We start from the raw sequence: 21,396 nt of genomic DNA, 5'->3' as shown, positions 1-21,396 counted from the left end.
CCCAATGGGTGGTGTTTTTTTATTCGTTGAACTCTTACTGACGACGCATGGCGTCAAAGAATTCGTCGTTGGTTTTGGTCATCGCCAATTTATCGATGAGGAATTCCATCGCGTCGGTCTCGCCCATTGGGTGAACAATCTTACGCAGAATCCACATCTTCTGAAGCTCGTCGGTCTTCGTCAACAACTCTTCACGACGCGTACCACTGCGGTTGAAATCGATCGCAGGGAAAACACGTTTTTCAGCAATCTTACGGTTCAAGTGCAGTTCCATGTTACCTGTACCTTTGAACTCTTCGTAGATCACTTCGTCCATCTTCGAACCGGTATCCACCAGCGCAGTAGCGATAATGGTTAGGCTACCGCCTTCCTCAACATTACGCGCCGCACCGAAGAAACGTTTTGGACGATGCAATGCGTTTGCATCCACACCACCAGTCAATACTTTACCTGATGAAGGCACAACGGTGTTGTATGCACGCGCCAAACGGGTGATCGAATCCAGCAGAATCACGACGTCTTTCTTGTGTTCAACCAGACGTTTTGCTTTCTCAATCACCATTTCTGCCACTTGTACGTGACGTGATGCTGGCTCATCGAAAGTTGAAGCAACCACTTCACCTTTCACCAAACGTTGCATCTCGGTCACTTCTTCTGGACGTTCGTCGATCAGAAGAACCATCAGGACACATTCTGGGTGATTGCTGGCAATGCTTTGGGCAATGTTTTGCAGCAGCATGGTTTTACCCGCTTTTGGCGGAGCAACGATCAGACCACGCTGACCTTTACCAATTGGTGCTGCCAGATCGAGAACTCGCGCTGTAATGTCTTCTGTCGAGCCATTACCACGTTCCATCACCATACGTTCGTTAGCATGTAGAGGCGTTAAGTTTTCGAAAAGGATTTTGTTGCGGGCGTTGTCAGGTTTGTCGTCGTTAACTGTGTTCACTTTTAACAGTGCAAAGTAACGTTCACCTTCTTTAGGCGGACGGATTTTCCCGGCAATCGAGTCACCCGTGCGCAGGTTAAAGCGACGAATTTGGCTCGGTGACACGTAGATGTCGTCAGGACCGGCCAAGTATGAACTGTCTGCACTGCGTAGGAAACCAAAACCGTCTTGAAGAATTTCCAAGACCCCGTCACCAAATATGTCTTCACCACTTTTCGCATGTGCTTTGAGGATGGAGAAGATAATGTCTTGTTTTCTCAGACGCGCAAGGTTTTCAAGGCCCAGGCTCTCACCAAGCTTCACAAGATCAGACACAGGTCTGTTCTTCAATTCTGTTAGATTCATTGTGGTGGATACTTGTTTAGTCAAAATAGGATCTGTTTTCTAGTTAAGATGGATTTGGTCGCAGGATTGACCAAGAAGTGAACATTTGTCTAATTAACGTGCGATAAACTAGCACTAAATATTAGCCTAGTCTAGAAAATGTTTTTTACCAAAAACAAAACCGCACATATTGCTATGTACGGTTTCAAGGCGTTCCCTTATAGGTTCGCGTCTAAGAATTCTTTCAGTTGAGTCTTAGATAGCGCACCAACTTTGGTTGCTGCAACGCTACCATCTTTAAACAGAAGAAGCGTTGGAATGCCACGAATACCAAACTTAGGCGGGGTTCCCGCATTGTGGTCGATATTCAGTTTACCGATAGTGAGTTTGCCTTCGTACTCGTCTGCGATTTCATCAAGAATTGGCGCAATCATTTTACAAGGACCACACCATTCTGCCCAAAAATCAACAAGAACTGGGCCTGCAGCTTTGATCACATCGTTCTCAAAACCTTCATCAGAAAGCTGCAAAATTTTATCACTCATCTTCCACTCCAATGTGTTTTTCTGAACTGGTTGCATACTAACCAGTAAATAGATGCTCTATTGGAATGTATTTACTTCCGTATTGCAAGCCTAAGCTGATATTCTATACCTATGAAAAAGACGCATATCACAGAGCAAAAGTTCGCCGACTTCGGTTTACATCCGCAAGTTGTTGAAGGATTGGAGAAAAAAGGGTTCGAATACTGCACCCCTATCCAAGCCTTGGCGTTGCCGGTACTGCTCACCGGCCAAGACATCGCAGGCCAGGCCCAAACGGGGACTGGTAAAACGCTCGCGTTTCTTACTGCTACTTTCCACCATTTATTGACTACGCCAGAAATTGAAGGTCGTCAGCCAACGCAACCTCGTGCGATCATTATGGCTCCGACCCGTGAATTGGCGATTCAAATCTATAACGATGCCGAGCCTCTGATTGCCAGCACCGGTATTAAAGCAGCCCTTGCCTACGGCGGTGAGAGCTACGACAAACAGTTGGCAAAACTGCAAGACGGCGTGGATGTGCTGATCGGCACAACTGGACGCATTATCGATTTCTACAAACAGCGCGTCTTTAACCTCAACAACATTCAAGCTGTGGTGCTGGATGAAGCCGACCGCATGTTCGATCTTGGCTTTATTAAAGACATCCGCTTCTTGTTCCGTCGTATGCCGGAGCCGAAAGACCGTCTCAACATGCTGTTCTCAGCAACGCTGTCTTACCGCGTGCAAGAGCTGGCGTTCGAACACATGCACAATCCTGAGCACGTGGTGGTCGAGCCAACCCAAAAAACCGGTCACCGTATTAAAGAAGAGCTGTTCTACCCATCGAACGAACACAAGATGGCATTGCTGCAAACGCTGCTTGAAGAAGAATGGCCGGATCGCGCGATCGTCTTTGCCAACACCAAGCACCGTTGTGAGCAAATCTGGGGCCACTTGGCTGCCGATGGTCACCGCGTGGGTCTACTGAACGGTGACGTGCCGCAGAAAAAACGTGAACGCATTCTTGAGCAATTTACCAAAGGTGAGCTAGACGTATTGGTTGCCACCGACGTAGCCGCGCGCGGCCTGCACATTCCTCAGGTTACGCACGTGTTTAACTACGATTTGCCAGACGATTGTGAAGACTACGTTCACCGTATCGGCCGAACCGGTCGTGCTGGTGCCAGCGGTCATTCGATCAGCTTTGCGTGTGAAGAGTACGCGATCAACCTGCCGGGCATCGAAGAGTACATCGAACATGCAATCCCGACATCTGAATATGACCCATCCGCTCTGCTGACGGATCTGCCAAAAGCGCTGACCATGCGTTCATCGCAACAACGCCGTACCAATACCGGCGGCCAACGCAACAACGGCAACCGTAAATCTCAACGCCGCCCGCGCGCACCTCGTCCGCGTCAGAACAAGGATTCGTAAGCCGTCTATGAGTCAAGCCGTTTCTTCACCGCTGTATGCTGCGATCGACCTGGGGTCGAACAGCTTTCACATGTTGGTTGTGCGCCATATTGATGGCAGCGTTCAAACCATGGCGAAAATCAAACGCAAAGTGCGTTTAGCTGCCGGTTTGGATGAACACAATGCGTTAAGTTTAGAAGCGATGCAACGAGGCTGGGATTGTCTCAGCCTGTTTGCCGAACGCCTGCAAGATATTCCTGATGAGAATATTCGTATTGTGGGCACCGCAACGCTGCGTACCGCCACGAATGTCGAGGTGTTTCTGGCCAGAGCCAACGCCATTCTTGGTCACCCCATTGAGGTGATCTCCGGCGAAGAAGAAGCGGCCACGATCTACAAAGGGGTCGCACACACGTCTGGTGGCATGGGCCGCCGACTGGTGGTGGATATCGGTGGTGCCAGTACCGAAATGATCATCGGAGAAGGGTTTGAAGCCAAAGCACTGACCAGCCTGAAAATGGGCTGCGTGACGTGGTTGGAGCGCCACTTTAAAGATCGTCAGTTGAACGCCACCAACTTCAACAATGCCATTCACGCCGCCAAGCAGATGCTGAATCCGATTTTGGAACAGTACACGCAATTGGGGTGGAATGTGTGTGTCGGTGCCAGCGGCACCGTGCAAGCGCTGCAAGAAATCATGTTGGCGCAAGGCATGGATGAAGTGATTACGCTGGCTAAACTCAAACGCCTGCAAAAGCAAGCGATGCTGGCTGATCACTTGGAAGAACTGGACATTGAAGGCTTAACGCTGGAACGTGCGCTGGTATTTCCAAGCGGCTTATCCATTTTGATCGCGATTTTCGAATCACTCGACATCGATGCGATGACACTGGCTGGCGGCGCCCTGCGCGAAGGCTTGGTGTACGAAATGGTTGAAGGTCTGCGTCAGGACGATATTCGAGCCCGCACCATCGCCAGCATTCAACATCGTTACCAAATTGACACCGCCTACGGGGAACAGGTGGCAACATTAGCCAGTAAGTTGCTGATGCAATGCGGTGGCGAAGCGTGGATCACCGAACCACAAGCCGAAATGCTGCTGCGCAGCGTGGCACAGTTGCACGAAATCGGGCTGTCGATCGATTATAAAAAAGGTGGCGAGCACAGCGCCTATCTACTTCATCACCTTGAATTACCGGGTTACACGCGCGCGCAAAAGCATTTTCTGGCAGAGCTGGCACGCCGCTACCGCGAGCAGTTGACCTCGCTGCCAGAGCAATATGCGCTCTCCGGCACCAGTGGCAAACGTGTGTTGCGCTTGTTCCGTCTTGCCGTACTGCTTAGCCATCGCCGCAATGTGGCGCTCGAACCGCAAGTGACCTTGCACGCCGATGGCGACAAACTAACGGTCAATCTCGATGCAACGTGGCTGGCGCAAAATCCACTCACGCACGCAGAGCTCGAATTGGAAGCCAACCGCCAAACCGACATCGGCTGGCCACTGACGATTCAAACCCTGTAAAAAAACGCCCGTTCAAGGGCGTTTTTTATTGCCAACGGGAAATACCACTCACCCCACCCGATTGAGCATGGCGCGCAGTTTAATGGGCTTCACCGGTTTAGCAATAAAACCAAAACCATTAGATTTAATGCCATCGAGAATATCTGCGCTGCGATCCGCGCTGATGATGATACCTTCAAAACAGTCGCCCAAACGCAAACGGCATTGCTGCAACACCTCTAACCCGGTACGGCCATTGTCGAGTCGATAGTCCGATAGAATCACATCCGGAATCCACTGATTGTCGAGCGCTTTCAAACTGCTCACGAGATCGGTTGCCGTTTTAACTTCACACCCCCAGCGTTCGAGCAGATCGCGCATGCCAACCAAAATGTCCTCTTCGTTGTCGACACACAGCACCCGCAAATAACTGAGGTCAGACACCGCCTCCGTCGTCACAATCGGTGCATCGTGCACCACCGGCTGTGCTTGTTCCAGCGTCAGCGAAAACACGCTGCCGCGTCCCGGCCAAGAGCGCATGGCGATCTCATGTCCCAGCACATGCGCAATCCCTTTGGAGATCGCCAGTCCAAGTCCCAGACCTTGGTCAGAGCGCACTTGTCCCCCACGGTTAAACTCTTCAAAAATTTCCTGCTGTTTATCTTCCTCAATGCCAATGCCATTGTCCCACACATCAATTCGCACTTTGCCTTGTAAGTGACGCACGCCAAGCAGCACTTTGCCTTTGGGATTGTAGCGAAACGCGTTGGTCAAAAAGTTCTGCACCACGCGGCGCAGCAATTTGGGATCCGAGCGGACAAATAATGACGACGGCACCATACTGAAATCCACCCCTTGCTGGCGCGCCAGCGCGCTGAATTCCGCATTGAGGTTGGTCAGAACATCTTTGATCGCAAAACTCTGCGGATGGATTTCAAGCTTGCCGGACTCGAGGCGCGAGATATCCAGCAAATCACCAATTAAGTCTTCCGCCGCACTCAAGGCACTTTCGATATGATGCGACAGGCGCTTGACTTCATCCTCTTGCGCCACTTCCGCCAAAGACGACGCGAACAGACGCGCGGCATTGAGCGGTTGCATCAAGTCATGGCTGACCGCGGCCAGAAAACGGGATTTAGATTGCGATTCACGTTCTGAACGCTGCGTAGCGGCAACCAACTGTTTGTTGAGTTTTTCTAGTTCACGAGTACGCTCAAGGACGCGCTCTTCCAGATTCTCGTTGGCTTCTTTGAGCGTCTGCTCGGCATCGCGGAACACGGTGATGTCGGTAAAGCTCATCACAAACCCGCCGCCGGGCATCGGATTGCCCTGCACTTCAATCACGCGGCCATCCGGGCGAACCCGCGAAGACGTATGACGCGTTCCTTGTTCCAAGTGATACACGCGGCGGCGCACATGATCTTCCGGTTCACCGGGGCCACATAATCCTTGCTCGGCGTTGTGACGAATCACATCAGCAATCGGTCGCCCGACCTGAATCAAGCCCGGCGGGAAATCAAACAGCTCCAAATAGCGCTGGTTCCATGCCACCAGACGCAACTGCTTGTCCACCACAGCAATGCCTTGACCAATGTGTTCGATGGCGCCTTGCAGCAGACCGCGACTAAAGTCGTACAGCTCCGAGGCTTCATCGACAATGGTCGCCACCTCTTCAAGCTGCATGTTGCGCCCTTGCAACGCCGAGGTCAGCACCAACTTGGCCGACGAGGCACCAAACACCCCCGCCAGCACCCGCTCGGTGTGGCGAATTAAGGTCGATGGCGCTTGTTGGTTGGGCATCAACATTTCGCGTTGCTGGCCCCAATACTGCGTAAACGCTGCGCGTACTCGCGTGCGACCGACAAAGCGCGATGCCAACATCTCCAACTCACCCACTGTCACTCGGCTTTGATACAGGCTCATGTTTTCGTTTTCGGGCAGCGGCGTGCCGACAAACGCGGCCGATTGCAGCCGTTCGCTTAAACTTGAACGCGTCCCCCACGACACCAGCACATAACACAGCGCATTGAGTGATACACTGAGGATCATGCCCCAGTCGGAATTTTTCAGCCCCCAGTTGGCCAGCACATCCGGCGGCGTGACGAGCCACAACAAAACGTTGCTTTGCTCATCGCCAGCCAACATGTTGGTGGTGGTCATCAAGGTGATCAGCCACAGCGTAAACCCCACCGCGAGGCCCACATACACCCCTTTGCGGTTTCCTTCGCGCCAATACATGCCCCCGATCAGCGCCGGAGCAAACTGCGTGATGGCCGAAAACGAGAGGAAGCCAATCGCCGACAGCGACGGAATGGTATCGAGGGCGAGATAAAATCCCCACGCCCCCAGTAACAGCAACAAAATCAGCGTGCGACGAATGATCACCAAAAGCCCAGAGAAATGACGATGGTTGCGCTGCGACAAACGCATGCGACGCAGCAGCAAAGGCATCACCAAGTCGTTCGACACCATGATCGCCAGCGCAATAGTGGAGACAATCACCATGCCTGACGCGGCTGAGGTGCCACCAAGAAAAGCCAGCAACGCGATGTCTTCGGCGCCAACCGACATCGGCACACTGATGACAAACGTATCAGGCGATGTGCCACTCAGCAGGCTTTGCCCGACCCAAGCGATCGGCAGCACGAACAGCCCCATCAAAATCAGGTACATCGGGAACAGCCAACGCGCGGTATGCAGATCCTGCGCGCGTTCGTTCTCCACCACCATGGTATGAAACTGACGTGGCAGACAGATGATGGCAATCATCGTCAGCACCGTGTGTACAAACAGCGTCGGCCAATTAGGTGCCTCATAGGTGGCGCGCACAGTCTCCATCAAATTCACACTGTCGTGACTCAACGCGAGAAACAGAATAAACAGCCCGACCACCAAAAACGCCACCAGCTTGACGATGGACTCAAACGCAATCGCCATCATCATGCCGCGATGATGTTCGGTATTATCAATGTGCCGCGTACCAAACAGCATGGTAAACAGTGCCAACGCCAGCACCACAAACCAAGACACGTGATCGTCCTGATAGCCGAACTGCTCACGCAGATCCGGCGCGACGATGTTCAGCCCCATGGTAATACCGCGTAGCTGCAAAGCGATGTAAGGCAGAATCCCCGCAACCGCGATCAGCGTGACCGCCACCGCCAAGCCTTGCGACTTGCCATAGCGCGCCCCGATAAAATCAGCAATCGATGTGATGTGTTCGCGTTTGGCGATGAGAATCAAGCGTGCAAGGATGCGCCAGCCAAAGGCAAACACCAGAATCGGCGCAATATAAATTGGTAGAAACGACCACGGGTTGGCGCTCGCTTGTCCCACCGTGCCGTAAAAGGTCCACGACGTACAATACACCGCAATCGACAAGCTGTAGATCCACGGCCGCCATTTTGCCAACCAACGCGTCTGCCGATCGCCATACCAAGCAATTAAAAACAATACGCCCAGATACACGAGCGACACCGGTATCACTAACCATCCTTGCATGACTTATCCTTGTGGCTGCTCCGCAGTAATAAAAAAGTCCCTTCCTCGCCTAAGGCGCCGTGAAGAGACTTTTATTAAACAGAGGATGAGCGGATTGCTCAATCAAGCAGCATTAAATCTGTGCTTCAGGCTCCGCTTTCGGCAGAGCCACGTTCGATTCGGGCTCATCCACTTTCACCAACAGCGCCAGTAGACCCATGGCCGCCATCGCCCAAAACACGTACGCGCCCCAATGTTCATAGCCCCAACCGCTCAATGTGGTCATCAAGGCAATCACCGCGCCCAGTGGAATGGCGTTGTACAACGCTTGCAACGCCACCATTTTATTCTGCGGCGCATGCTGAATGTATTGAATTGCAGCAATGTGAGACATCGCAAAGGTTACGCCGTGCAGCAGTTGAATCGCCACCAACGCCACAATCGCAGTAGTCGATGCCGTCAATCCCCAACGCGCCATCACGCCCAGTGACGCGATAACAAACAGAGTGCGCAGGCTCCAACCGGAGAACAGACGTTTGCTCAGTGCAAACACCAGCACTTCAGCCACGACCCCCAAACTCCACAAATAGCCGATCACATCTTCCGAGTGGCCGGATTCTTTCCAATAAATCGAGCTAAAGCTGTAGTACGCGGCATGGCTACCCTGAATCAGCGCCATCAACAGCAGAAATTTCACCACTGGCCATTCACGCAGTAAGGCCGTCAGTTTCAAGCGTTCTGCCGCTTCATAGTGCTCAGTCACCGGCATCGGCTTGGTATTTCGCAAGCTGATAAGCCAGCACACCAGCAGGCCAAACAGTGCAGTGTAGAGAATCATGCTCGCGCCGTACTGCGCGACAAGAAATCCCACCACGGTCGAGCCGCCAATGAAGGCGACCGAGCCCCACAAACGCGCACGACCATAATCAAGCATGTTGCGCTTGGCGTAATAGTTGGCCGTCGCATCTGACAGCGGAATGATGGGACCACAGCAGAGGTTAAATAGAATGGTCGCTAACGCCATCAGCCAGAAACTGCCGCCGGTAAAGAAGTGAAACGCAACAAACAATAGCCCGGCGAGGGTCAGCCAGCGCAAGGCCGGCAACAGATGCTCGGCTTTGTGCACACGCGGCGTAATCACGATATTAGCCACACAACGCGTGGCAAAACCAATGCCCACCAACAAACCAATGTCCGTTGCTGAGACGCCTTGATCCGCAAACCACAGCGACCAAAACGGCAAATACACACCGTAGGCAAAGAAGAAACCGATGAAATACTGGGAGATCCAGCCAAAAGGAGAAGGGTTTAGCATTTGTGATCCTACAATGAAACCGTCAAAAAAACGCGGGTATTATGCAATGAGTTCCTTGGTTTAAAAAGGGGGCTTTGCGCAACACAAAGTTTCCATATTCGCATGCATCCCGTTGAGCGCGCCGCCATTAGACCAAAGTCGTCTGGAGGCGCGAAAGAAATTTGTCACACTTACCTGAGGTCATTCCCTAAGGTTAGCTCGCACCATGCCGGATAAATTCAACATGCAGTCCCCGCCGTTCGACCGTCTGACGGCCAGTCAACAACAGTCTCTACGCGCCGCGTTAGACGTGGCTTATTTTCGTGAACGTGAAGTGATTCTGCACAGCGGTCAACCCTGCACACATCTGCATGTGCTCATCAAAGGCACCGTGGAAGAGCGCGCGGCCGACGGCAAAGAGATTTATGCCCATTACGCCAACGATGACCTATTTGATGTTCGAGCCATCTTTGAAGGCAGCACCAAGCACCATTACGTGGCTTTGGAAGATACGCTGAGTTACCTGCTTCCCCAAAGTGTATTTATGGCGTTGTACCATGAAAATGGTCAATTTGCGGCGTACTTCGATAATAACCTCGCGAAACGCCAAGCGCTGATTGAAGCGGCTCAGCAGCAAAAGAACATCGCTGAATTCATTCTGACCAAAGTTGACCATTCGATTTATCTCGCGCCGATGCTACTGACACCCGAGCAGCCGCTGCAAGCGGTCACGCAACTGATGAAAGACCATGGAGTCGATGCCGCTTTGGTGCAACTCGACGCAAACGACCCGCGGCTGCAAGGCAGCCCTGCCCATCCGTATGCCATCGTCACGCGCACCAACATGCTGCACGCAGTGATGCTCGACGGCGTGGCACTCGATGCCCCCGTCGGCGACATTGCCACCTTTCCCGTGCTGCACGTCGATGAAGGGGATTTTCTGTTCAATGCCATGGTGATGATGACTCGCCAGCGGGTCAAACGCCTGATGGTATGCGAAGGCCATCAAGCGGTCGGTATGCTGGACATGATTCAAATCCTCAGTGCGTTTTCGACCCATTCACACGTGCTGACCTTGGCGATAGCCCGCGCGTCCAGCATCGAGGAGCTGGCGCTGGCCTCCAATAAACAGCGCCAACTGGTGGAAAGCCTGCTCAGCCGCGGCGTACGCACCCGCTTTGTGATGGAGCTGATTTCGGCGGTCAACGAACAAATCATCGAAAAAGCGTTTGAATTGGTGGTTCCTCCCGCGCTGCACGATCACTGTTGCCTCATTGTGCTGGGCTCGGAAGGGCGCGGCGAACAAATTCTTAAAACCGATCAGGACAATGCCTTGATCATCAAAGATGGGTTGGAGTGGCATCAATGCCAGCCCGTCATGAACCAGTTGTCGCATACGTTATTGCAGTTGGGCTACCCACTTTGCCCAGGCAAAGTGATGGTCAACAATCCGAAATGGGTCAAGTCGCAAAGCGCTTGGAAACACACACTGACGGAATGGGTGAAAGCCGCCAGCCCCGAACGCGTGATGGATATTGCCATCATGGCTGACGCCCACGCGGTGGCGGGCAACACAGACCTACTTGCCCCGGTGAAAGCGCACCTGCATCAATTGATGGCCGATCAGGAGCTGATTTTGACCGAATTTACGCGACCGGCGCTCAACTTCTCGGTACCGCTGACACTATTGGGGAATGTCAAAAACTCCAAATCCGGCCTCGATATCAAACAAGGGGGCATCTTCCCGCTGGTGCACGGCATTCGCGCCTTGAGCCTCGAACACCACATTGCCGTCAACAACACCTTTGAACGCATTGAAGCCTTGGTTAAACAGAAGGTGTTGGAGCAAGAGACCGGTGACAACCTGAGTGAAGCATTGAAGCAGTTCTTCAAATTGCGCCTCGCGCAGCAGCTCAGCAACCAGCACAGTGCCAATACGCTGGATTTAAAACAACTCGACCGAGCCGAACGCGATTTGCTGCGCCACAGCCTACATGTGGTCAAAAAGTTCAAGCAATGGCTGGGCTACCATTATCAAATTCGGGACTAAGCCATGAATTGGATTGCCCGCCGATACTGGCACTACAAGCTGCGCGGCTCCCGTTACCAAACGCTGTTTGAAGCGCCGACCGAACAAGAATTTGTCTCGCTGGATTGTGAAACCACCAGCTTGGACCCAAATCGGGCCGAGTTGGTGACCATCGCCGCGACGAAAATCATCGGCAACCGCATTCTGACCAGCCAGCCGTTTGAAGTGCGGCTACGCGCGCCACAATCGCTTGATTCTGGCTCGGTGCGCATTCATCGCATTCGCCATCAAGATTTAGTCGATGGCATCAGTGAACAAGACGCCTTAACGCGCTTGATTGCGTTTATCGGCAATCGTCCACTGGTCGGCTACCACATTCGCTACGACAAAAAGATTCTCGACATCGCGTGCCGCCGCCACTTGGGGTTTCCGCTGCCCAACAGCTTGATTGAAGTCAGTCATATCTATCACGACAAACTGGAAAAACATCTGCCCAACGCCTATTTCGACCTGAGCTTGGATGCGATCTGCCGTCATCTTGATTTGCCGCTGCAAGACAAACACGACGCCTTGCAAGATGCCATCACCGCGGCGTTGGTTTACGTGCGTTTAACCAAAGGGGAATTGCCCGCGTTTACTTCCTCGGCTCACCATTCCTCGTAACACGTGGGCAAACCTCACCGTGCACAAGCTTAGATCCACTTCTCAAAAACCGGCTTAACTGCCTATTTTCTCGAAACAAATCGACCATTCATCCTAAAGTCTAATTGTGTAAAAACCGCCGCTGACTAAGAGTTATAGGCATATCGAATTTCCGCCCGCGTGTTTGAAACGCTGTGTGAAAAGGAAATTTGCTGTATTCACAAGGAGAACATGCAATGAGTGAAGCCCACATTTATCCAGTCAAAGAAAACATCAAAGCGCACACCCATGCCGACGACGAAACCTATTTAGCGATGTACCAACAATCGGTCTCCGATCCGGAAGGTTTCTGGAGCGAGCACGGGAAGATTGTGGATTGGATGAAGCCATTCACCCAAGTGAAGCACACCTCGTTTGATACCGGCCACGTGGATATCCGCTGGTTTGAAGATGGCACGCTCAACGTCTCCGCCAACTGCATTGACCGCCACTTGGCGGAACGCGGTGACGACGTGGCCATCATTTGGGAAGGCGATGATCCAGCCGATGATAAGACCCTGACATTTAACGAACTGCACCGCGACGTGTGCCGTTTCTCCAATGCATTGAAAGCACAAGGCGTTCGCAAAGGCGACGTGGTGTGTTTGTACATGCCGATGGTGCCGGAAGCTGCCGTGGCGATGCTGGCGTGTACCCGCATTGGTGCGGTACATACCGTGGTATTTGGCGGCTTCTCTCCCGAAGCGCTGGCCGGACGCATTATCGATTCCGACTCCAAAGTGGTGATCACTGCCGATGAAGGCGTGCGAGGCGGCCGCGCCGTACCGTTGAAGAAAAACGTTGATGAAGCGCTGACCAACCCAGAAGTGAAAACCATCAGCAAAGTGATCGTATTCAAACGCACTGGCGGTGAGGTTGCGTGGCACGAACACCGCGATGTGTGGTGGCACGATGCGGTCGCAGCGGCTTCCGATGTGTGTCCGCCAGAAGAGATGAACGCAGAAGATCCACTATTCATTCTCTACACCTCAGGCTCAACCGGTAAACCCAAAGGCGTCTTGCACACCACAGGCGGTTACTTGGTTTACGCGACCATGACCTTCAAATACGTCTTTGATTACCAGCCGGGAGAAACGTTCTGGTGTACTGCTGATGTGGGCTGGATCACCGGCCACACCTATCTGATTTACGGGCCGCTGTCGAACGGCGCGAAAACCATTTTGTTTGAAGGCGTTCCTAACTACCCAAGCACCGCGCGCATGAGTGAAGTGGTCGACAAACATCAAGTCAACATTCTGTACACGGCCCCCACTGCGATTCGAGCCCTGATGGCGAAAGGCGATGAAGCGGTGAAAGGCACCTCGCGCAGCAGCCTGCGCATCATGGGCTCGGTGGGTGAACCAATTAACCCAGAAGCGTGGGAGTGGTACTACAAAACCATCGGCAATGAAAAATCGCCGATTGTTGATACTTGGTGGCAAACCGAAACAGGCGGCATTTTGATCACGCCACTGCCTGGCGCAACGGCATTGAAACCTGGTTCTGCGACTCGCCCATTCTTTGGCGTGCAACCGGCATTGGTCGACAACATGGGTGAAGTGATTGACGGCGCTGCAGAAGGAAACCTCGTGATCCTCGATTCATGGCCCGGTCAGATGCGTACCGTGTATGGCGACCATGAACGCTTCGAGCAAACCTACTTCTCCACCTTTAAAGGCATGTACTTTACCGGTGACGGCGCGCGCCGTGATGAAGATGGCTACTACTGGATCACTGGCCGCGTGGACGACGTCCTCAACGTGTCCGGGCACCGCATGGGCACCGCTGAAATTGAATCGGCATTGGTGGCCTTCGATAAGATCGCCGAAGCCGCCGTGGTGGGCGTGCCGCACGACATTAAAGGTCAAGCGATATACGCCTACATCACACTCAACGATGGTGTTTACCCCAGCGCGGAGCTGCACAAAGAAGTCAAAGATTGGGTACGCAAAGAAATTGGCCCGATCGCCACACCGGATGTGCTGCACTGGACGGATGCACTGCCAAAAACACGTTCAGGCAAGATCATGCGCCGCATTCTGCGCAAGATTGCCACGGGCGATACCGGAAACTTGGGTGACACATCGACCCTCGCCGATCCAAGTGTGGTCGATAAACTGATCGCCGAGAAAGCACAATTGGTGTAACCCTCGCGCGAATTTGCACACATACCAAGCACCTTCCGATGGAAGGTGCTTTGGTTTTTACGTGCGATAAGCCACTCATTAGTAAGCATTTCATCAGTATCCTTCCCCGCACAAAACCGCGCCCCTCCCAGTACAGACGGCCCGCGCGCCCTGATCCATTCACATTCGTTAACAAAAAGTCGATGCGATGCTGCAAAAGGTCAATCAAAGTGATAAGACCAGTAAATTGCTGCCATTTGCGATGAATTAGCTATAATCTTGGTCAATTTAATAAAAAGCGCGAACTTTTGACAAAAAAGTTGTGTCGAATAAGCGATAATATGGGAATATTCGCAATAACTACATAATAAAGGGAGATAGCAACACAATGGCAGCAAAATTACGCATTCTGGTTTTAAATGGTCCAAACTTAAACTTATTAGGTTTACGTGAACCGGCACACTACGGCTCACAAACTTTGGAGCAAATTGTAGCGAACCTACAAGAACAAGCAGAAAGCGCTGGCATTGAGTTGGATCATCTTCAGTCAAATCGCGAATACGAACTGATCGAAGCCATCCACCAGTCATACGGCAAAGTGGACTTCATTATTATTAATCCGGCCGCATTCACTCACACCAGCGTGGCGTTGCGTGATGCATTGCTGGGGGTTGCTATTCCATTTATCGAAGTACATCTATCGAATGTACATGCTCGTGAACCGTTCCGTCATCACTCCTACCTGTCTGATAAGGCACACGGGGTGATTTGCGGTCTTGGTGCACAAGGCTATGAATTCGCTTTGTCGGCAGCCGTTCGCGCGCTGCAAGCAAAGTAAACCCAAACACTCTGCAGCTCATTTGAGCTGTCTTATTCACAAGATAAAAGAGAAAGAAACAATGGATATTCGTAAAATCAAGAAGCTTATCGAATTGGTTGAAGAGTCAGGCATTGCTGAGCTAGAAATTTCTGAAGGTGAAGAATCGGTACGCATCAGTCGTCACGGTGTCGCCCCAGTTGCACCTATCCAGTATGCCGCACCTGCACCAATGGCAGCGCCAGTAGCAGCACCTGCAGCAGCGCCCGTCGCTGAAGCACCAGCAGCAGCCAAAACGCCTGCGGGCCACATGGTTCTTTCTCCAATGGTGGGTACGTTCTACCGTTCACCAAGTCCAGATGCAAAATCATTCATCGAAGTGGGTCAAACTGTGAAAGCGGGTGACACATTGTGCATCGTTGAAGCGATGAAAATGATGAACCAAATCGAAGCAGACAAGTCTGGTGTAGTGACCGAGATCCTTGTTGAAGACGGTCAGGCCGTAGAATTCGACCAGCCACTTGTTGTCATCGAATAATCGAGGCGCGTAGTTATGCTAGATAAGTTAGTCATCGCGAACCGAGGCGAAATTGCGCTTCGTATTCTTCGTGCATGTAAAGAGTTGGGCATCAAAACTGTTGCCGTTCACTCCACAGCAGACCGCGATCTAAAACACGTCCTGCTGGCGGATGAAACCGTATGTATCGGCCCTGCAAAAGGCATCGATAGCTACTTGAACATTCCACGCATCATTTCAGCAGCTGAAGTGACCGGCGCAGTGGCCATCCACCCCGGTTACGGCTTCCTGTCTGAAAATGCGGACTTTGCTGAACAAGTTGAGCGCAGCGGCTTTATCTTCGTCGGTCCAAAAGCCGACACCATTCGCCTGATGGGCGATAAAGTCTCAGCCATCACCGCGATGAAGAAAGCCGGTGTTCCTTGTGTACCGGGTTCTGACGGTCCTCTGGACAACGATGAAGTGAAAAACCGTGCACACGCGAAACGCATTGGTTACCCAGTGATCATCAAAGCCTCTGGTGGTGGCGGCGGTCGTGGTATGCGTGTGGTTCGCAGCGAAGCGGAACTGGTCAATGCCATCAGCATGACCCGTGCAGAAGCGAAAGCGGCGTTCAACAACGACATGGTTTACATGGAGAAATACCTCGAAAACCCACGTCACGTTGAAGTCCAAGTTCTGGCCGATGGTCAGGGCAGCGCGATCCACTTGGGTGAACGCGACTGTTCAATGCAGCGTCGTCACCAGAAAGTAGTGGAAGAAGCACCAGCACCAGGCATTACCGAAGAGATGCGTAAGTACATCGGTGAACGCTGTACCCGTGCGTGTATCGAAATCGGTTACCGCGGCGCAGGTACGTTTGAGTTCCTGTACGAAAACGGCGAATTCTACTTCATCGAAATGAACACACGTATTCAGGTTGAACACCCAGTGACTGAAATGGTCACAGGCGTTGACTTGATCAAAGAACAGCTGCGCATCGCAGCAGGCCAACCGCTGTCGTTCACACAAGACGACATCAAAATTCGTGGCCATGCGATGGAATGCCGTATCAACGCGGAAGACCCAGAGCGCTTCCTACCTTGCCCAGGCAAGATCACCCGTTTCCACTCACCAGGTGGCATGGGCGTGCGTTGGGAATCACACATCTACTCAGGCTACACCGTACCGGCGTACTACGACTCGATGATCGGCAAACTGATCACCTTTGGTGAGAACCGTGACGTCGCGATTGCACGGATGCGTAACGCGCTCGATGAGATGATTGTGGAAGGTATCAAAACCAACATTCCACTGCAGCAAGTGATCATGAAAGATGAGAACTTCCAGCACGGTGGCACCAACATCCACTATCTGGAGAAAAAGCTGGGTCTGCAATAACCCGCTTTTTAGCCGCGCAAATGCCCACTTCGGTGGGCATTTTTGTGGGCGGCGCTGAGTGAATGGACTGCCTCTATAAAAACGGGCCAAATCTGCTACACTTTGCGCCAATTGAACGAACTGAAGAGAGCAAGAGCAATGCCTTGGATTCAAATTAAACTGAACGCGACCAACGAAAACGCCGAGCGCATCAGCGATATGTTGATGGACGACACGGGCGCGTTATCGATCACTTTCCTGGACGCGAAGGATACGCCCGTGTTTGAACCCCTGCCGGGAGAAGCACGTTTATGGGGCGATACCGATGTTCTTGCCCTCTACGATGCCGAAGCCGATACCTCATGGGTGTTGAGCCAAATTCGCGCCAGTCACCTACTGGCGGACGATTTTGCCTACAAAGTTGAGCAAATTGAAGATAAAGACTGGGAACGCGAATGGATGGATAACTTCCACCCAATGCAGTTTGGCAAACGCTTGTGGATCTGCCCAAGCTGGCGCGACGTGCCAGACCCAGACGCCGTCAACGTCATGCTCGACCCTGGCTTGGCCTTTGGTACTGGCACACACCCAACCACCGCGCTGTGCTTGGAATGGCTTGACTCACTCGATCTGTCCGGCAAAACCGTGATCGACTTTGGGTGTGGCTCGGGCATTTTGGCCATTGCCGCCATCAAACTGGGCGCTGCAAAAGTGATTGGTATCGACATCGACCCACAAGCGCTGCTGGCATCCAAAGACAACGCGTCCCGCAACGGCGTTGAAGATCTGATTGAAGTATACCTACCCAAAGACCAGCCCGAAGGCCTCGTGGCTGACGTCGTGGTCGCCAACATTCTCGCTGGCCCACTGCGCGAACTCTCCCCTGTCATCAAGAGCTTGATGAAGCCGAATGGCCTGCTGGCCATGTCCGGCGTACTGAACACTCAAGCCGAAGACGTCGCCAATTATTACCGTGACGAACTGCACGTTGATCCGATCGTTGAGAAGGAAGAATGGTGCCGCATCACGGGTCGCAAACAAGGCTAGATAAGACTTTGCGCGCTAATTGACTGAAAAATAGGCCATTTACAAAATGTTTTTGTAAATGCTCAAATATTAGTCTTTTCACGCATCGAAAAAATGCGTAAAATGCGCGCCCTTGCTGGTATGAAGCTGTGAAGACGTTTTGAAAATCGGAAATTATCAACTTAAGAACAATCTCATCGTTGCACCGATGGCCGGTGTCACCGACAGACCGTTTCGAGAGTTGTGCCTCCGCTATGGCGCGGGAATGGCCGTCAGTGAAATGATGTCCTCGAACCCAGCGCTGTGGAAAACAGACAAGTCCAGAAACCGCATGGTGCATGAAGGCGAATCGGGCATTCGCTCTGTACAAATTGCGGGTTCCGATCCACAGCTGATGGCCGATGCGGCCCAGTTCAGCGTTGAAAACGGTGCGCAAATCATCGACATCAACATGGGCTGCCCAGCGAAAAAAGTGAATAAGAAGCTGGCCGGTTCTGCGCTACTACGCTATCCGAATGTCATTGAAGACATCCTGAAAGCCGTAGTGAATGCAGTGAATGTTCCTGTAACACTCAAAACCCGAACTGGCTGGGACACAGACAATAAAAACTGCGTCCAAATCGCTAAACTTGCCGAAGACTGCGGCATTCAGGCACTGGCGCTCCATGGGCGAACCCGGACCTGCATGTACAAAGGTGAGGCGGAATATGACAGCATTAAAGCGGTCAAAGCGGCTATTCAGATTCCGGTTATCGCTAACGGTGATATCGATTCTCCGGAGAAAGCCAAACATGTGCTGGAGTACACCGGCGCTGACGCTTTAATGATTGGACGACCTGCCCAAGGACGTCCGTGGATTTTTCAGGAAATCCAACACTATTTGGAAAACGGCACCACGATGCCTGAGCTTCCGATTTCGGAAGTGAAAGACATCCTGCTTGGTCATGTGAACGCTCTGCATCAATTTTATGGAGCGTATTTAGGCCCTCGCATCGTGCGCAAGCACGTTGGGTGGTATCTCAAAGAACATGAACAGGCGAGTGAGTTTCGCCGTACCTTCAATGCCATAGAGGCAGCCCCGCTGCAACTCGAAGCATTAGAAGGTTATTTTGATAACGTTGCATCATAATTAAGAGAAGAGCTAGACCGAATATGTTCGAACAAAATCTGACTTCAGAAGCTTTAACAGTAACTACCGTAACTTCACAAGATCAAATCACGCAAAAACCACTACGTGATTCAGTTAAAGCGTCTCTTAAAAACTACTTGGCACAACTGAACGGTCAGGAAGTGACAGAACTATACGAATTAGTTCTCGCTGAAGTTGAACAACCACTACTAGACACCATCATGCAGTACACTCGCGGTAACCAAACTCGCGCAGCAACCATGATGGGTATCAACCGCGGTACTCTTCGCAAAAAACTGAAAAAATACGGCATGAACTAATTCGTTCTGACCCTTTTTGAAAAAAACCGAGCTGAGGCTCGGTTTTTTATTGCCCGAAAACCGCACGCCTTTAACTGCAAACACCCCACGATTTCGTTGAAAACTAGAGCTCAGTTGCAAGTTATTGAGGATTCGTCCTTCGTCGCATTTACGCTCATTTCCTGCATTTGTTACAGTGCAAAGTGCGATTCACAATTCATCAAAACAATATCGCCTCTGTTCAACAGCCCGCATTACAAGGAGTGATGCTTATGAATTTTTCTAGTCTGCGTCAGATGAGCATTCGTGCCCGCCTCTATTTACTCGGCGGCACCATCACATTGCTTCTGCTGATCCCCCTCACGTTATTGGTTCAGGACTATCAGGATGACCTGATGCTGGCCAAACAAAATCAAACCCGTCATCTGGTTGAAAGCACCACCTCTTTGCTCAATTACTTTTATCAGCAACAAACCAGCGGCGCACTTACCGAGCAGCAAGCCCAGCAGCAAGCCAAACAAGCCATCGCCGCCGCCCGTTACGGCGACGAAGACTACTTTTGGATTCACGATCTGACGCCCACCATGGTAATGCACCCATTTAAGCCACAGCTCGACGGCAAAGCCCTGTCGGAAGTTAAAGATCCGAACGGCAAGGCATTATTTGTCGAGATGGCCCATCGCGCACGAGACCAAGGTGAAGGCGTGGTCTATTACTTATGGCCGAAACCGGGCGCACAAGAGGCGGTCGAGAAAGTCTCCTACGTCAAACTGTTCAAGCCTTGGGGATGGATCGTCGGCTCGGGCGTGTACATTGATGATGTGCAAGCGCTGGTCGCAACACGCCTGCAAACCGTGTTGCTACAACTGGCGATCGCGATTGCGGTGATGTTAGCCCTCGCCTACACCATCGGTCGCAGCATCACAAAACCCTGTCTGGCCACCCTATATGCGATGGAAGACATTGCCAAAGGCGAAGGTGACCTTACGCGCCAGCTCGATACCAGCGGCAATGACGAACTGTCGCGCATCGCACGCGCCTTCAACCAGTTTACTGGCAAGATTCGCCACATCGTGCAGGACATTGCACCAATCACCGAAAGCGTCACGGGCAGCGCGCAAGAGCTGACCCAAGTGGCACAAAGCGCCTCTGGCAAAGCCATGGAGCAGCAACAATCGGTCGATACCGTCGCCTCAGCCATGAACCAATTGCACGCCAGTAACCAAGAAGTGGCCAATGCGGCGCAGGAAGCTGCCGTCGCCGCGCACACCGCCAGCACCAAAGGTCAGGAAGGCAGCAATGTCATCGCCAAAGCATCGGGCTACATGAGCTCACTGTCGGAGCTATTGAGTAAAACCGATCGCGACACGCAAGCACTGGCCAAAGAAACCGAAGATGTCGGCGCGGTTTTAGAAGTGATTCGTGGCGTCGCTGAGCAAACCAACTTACTGGCGCTTAATGCCGCGATTGAAGCCGCGCGCGCCGGAGAGCAAGGGCGCGGCTTTGCCGTGGTCGCCGATGAAGTACGCACACTCGCGACACGCACGCAAAGCAGCACCAATGAAATCGAACAGATCATTGCCAGCCTGCAACAACGCACTCGCGATGTCAGCGCATCGATGGAACAAACACAGCATCAATCCAAAGCCACGCAAGAGCAAGCCGACTTAGCGCAGCAGGTGCTCAATGCGATTGATCAGCAGGTCAGCACCATTTTGACCCTCAACCAGCACATTGCAGAGGCGAGTAACCAACAATCACTCGCGACCGATGAAATCAGTCGCAACCTGACGCAGATTGCCGATCACAGCACCCAATCCGCCGCACAAGCCCAACAAGTCGCCGCCGCCAGCGAGCTCTTGATGGAAAACGGCCAGCAGCTGATCCACAGCTTCTCAACGTTTAAGGTGTAACCGGAAGTC

Annotated in this window: 16 protein-coding genes; 12 read left to right on the top strand and 4 right to left on the bottom strand. The window is 52.3% G+C overall.

Going from position 1 to position 21,396, the window contains the following annotated elements; translation table 11 throughout:
• Positions 1-34: 34 nt before the first annotated feature.
• Both rho and trxA read right to left on the bottom strand, forming a co-directional pair.
• Positions 35-1,294, bottom strand: coding sequence for a transcription termination factor Rho (rho, locus tag VFA_RS18290; protein ID WP_038152528.1), 1,260 nt, complete (start codon positions 1,292-1,294; stop codon positions 35-37).
• A gap of 197 nt (positions 1,295-1,491) precedes the next feature.
• Positions 1,492-1,818 carry a thioredoxin TrxA gene (gene trxA, locus VFA_RS18285; protein WP_004728344.1) on the bottom strand — a complete coding sequence of 109 codons (327 nt, stop codon included), beginning with the start codon at positions 1,816-1,818 and terminating at the stop codon, positions 1,492-1,494.
• Between the two features lie 111 nt (positions 1,819-1,929).
• On the opposite strand from trxA, the gene rhlB reads away from it, so the two are divergent.
• Both rhlB and gppA read left to right on the top strand, forming a co-directional pair.
• A complete protein-coding gene (gene rhlB / locus VFA_RS18280) occupies positions 1,930-3,237 on the top strand; it encodes an ATP-dependent RNA helicase RhlB (protein WP_004728343.1) in 1,308 nt (435 codons plus the stop codon).
• 7 nt (positions 3,238-3,244) lie between these two features.
• Positions 3,245-4,738 (top strand): guanosine-5'-triphosphate,3'-diphosphate diphosphatase, encoded by a 1,494-nt coding sequence (gppA, locus tag VFA_RS18275; protein ID WP_004728340.1) that lies wholly within the window; start codon positions 3,245-3,247, stop codon positions 4,736-4,738.
• Between the two features lie 48 nt (positions 4,739-4,786).
• Here the strand turns inward: gppA and VFA_RS18270 are convergent, their stop codons facing one another.
• Both VFA_RS18270 and VFA_RS18265 read right to left on the bottom strand, forming a co-directional pair.
• Positions 4,787-8,218 (bottom strand): hybrid sensor histidine kinase/response regulator, encoded by a 3,432-nt coding sequence (locus VFA_RS18270; RefSeq protein WP_004728339.1) that lies wholly within the window; start codon positions 8,216-8,218, stop codon positions 4,787-4,789.
• A 112-nt stretch (positions 8,219-8,330) separates the two neighbouring features.
• On the bottom strand, positions 8,331-9,512 hold the full coding sequence (locus VFA_RS18265; protein WP_004728338.1) for a 3-phenylpropionate MFS transporter: 1,182 nt from the start codon (positions 9,510-9,512) through the stop codon (positions 8,331-8,333).
• Positions 9,513-9,717: 205 nt separating this feature from the next.
• On the opposite strand from VFA_RS18265, the gene VFA_RS18260 reads away from it, so the two are divergent.
• The 10 genes from VFA_RS18260 (at position 9,718) to VFA_RS18215 (ending at position 21,387) form a co-directional block, all read left to right on the top strand.
• Positions 9,718-11,541: a DUF294 nucleotidyltransferase-like domain-containing protein gene (locus VFA_RS18260; protein ID WP_004728337.1), complete on the top strand. Its 1,824-nt coding sequence runs from the start codon at positions 9,718-9,720 to the stop codon at positions 11,539-11,541.
• A 3-nt stretch (positions 11,542-11,544) separates the two neighbouring features.
• Positions 11,545-12,183, top strand: a complete 639-nt coding sequence (locus VFA_RS18255) for a 3'-5' exonuclease (protein ID WP_004728336.1) — start codon at positions 11,545-11,547, stop codon at positions 12,181-12,183.
• Between the two features lie 215 nt (positions 12,184-12,398).
• Positions 12,399-14,348, top strand: coding sequence for an acetate--CoA ligase (gene acs / locus VFA_RS18250; RefSeq protein WP_004728335.1), 1,950 nt, complete (start codon positions 12,399-12,401; stop codon positions 14,346-14,348).
• Positions 14,349-14,715: 367 nt separating this feature from the next.
• Positions 14,716-15,165, top strand: a complete 450-nt coding sequence (aroQ, locus tag VFA_RS18245; RefSeq protein ID WP_004728334.1) for a type II 3-dehydroquinate dehydratase — start codon at positions 14,716-14,718, stop codon at positions 15,163-15,165.
• Positions 15,166-15,226: 61 nt separating this feature from the next.
• Entirely contained in the window at positions 15,227-15,682 is a 456-nt protein-coding gene (accB, locus tag VFA_RS18240; RefSeq protein ID WP_004728333.1) for an acetyl-CoA carboxylase biotin carboxyl carrier protein, read from the top strand.
• Between the two features lie 15 nt (positions 15,683-15,697).
• Positions 15,698-17,041, top strand: coding sequence for an acetyl-CoA carboxylase biotin carboxylase subunit (accC, locus tag VFA_RS18235; protein ID WP_004728332.1), 1,344 nt, complete (start codon positions 15,698-15,700; stop codon positions 17,039-17,041).
• Between the two features lie 138 nt (positions 17,042-17,179).
• Positions 17,180-18,067 (top strand): 50S ribosomal protein L11 methyltransferase, encoded by an 888-nt coding sequence (gene prmA / locus VFA_RS18230; protein ID WP_004728331.1) that lies wholly within the window; start codon positions 17,180-17,182, stop codon positions 18,065-18,067.
• A 139-nt stretch (positions 18,068-18,206) separates the two neighbouring features.
• A complete protein-coding gene (gene dusB / locus VFA_RS18225; protein WP_038152525.1) occupies positions 18,207-19,175 on the top strand; it encodes a tRNA dihydrouridine synthase DusB in 969 nt (322 codons plus the stop codon).
• 23 nt (positions 19,176-19,198) lie between these two features.
• A complete protein-coding gene (gene fis / locus VFA_RS18220) occupies positions 19,199-19,495 on the top strand; it encodes a DNA-binding transcriptional regulator Fis (RefSeq protein ID WP_000462885.1) in 297 nt (98 codons plus the stop codon).
• A 251-nt stretch (positions 19,496-19,746) separates the two neighbouring features.
• Positions 19,747-21,387, top strand: coding sequence for a methyl-accepting chemotaxis protein (locus VFA_RS18215; RefSeq protein ID WP_004728329.1), 1,641 nt, complete (start codon positions 19,747-19,749; stop codon positions 21,385-21,387).
• Positions 21,388-21,396: the final 9 nt, after the last annotated feature.

Origin of the sequence: Vibrio furnissii CIP 102972 (genome assembly GCF_000176175.1) — a bacterium.
GTDB classification, from domain to species: domain Bacteria; phylum Pseudomonadota; class Gammaproteobacteria; order Enterobacterales; family Vibrionaceae; genus Vibrio; species Vibrio furnissii.
The sequence above is the reverse complement of the archived record's forward strand: the minus strand, read 5'-3'. Positions and strand labels throughout refer to the sequence as shown.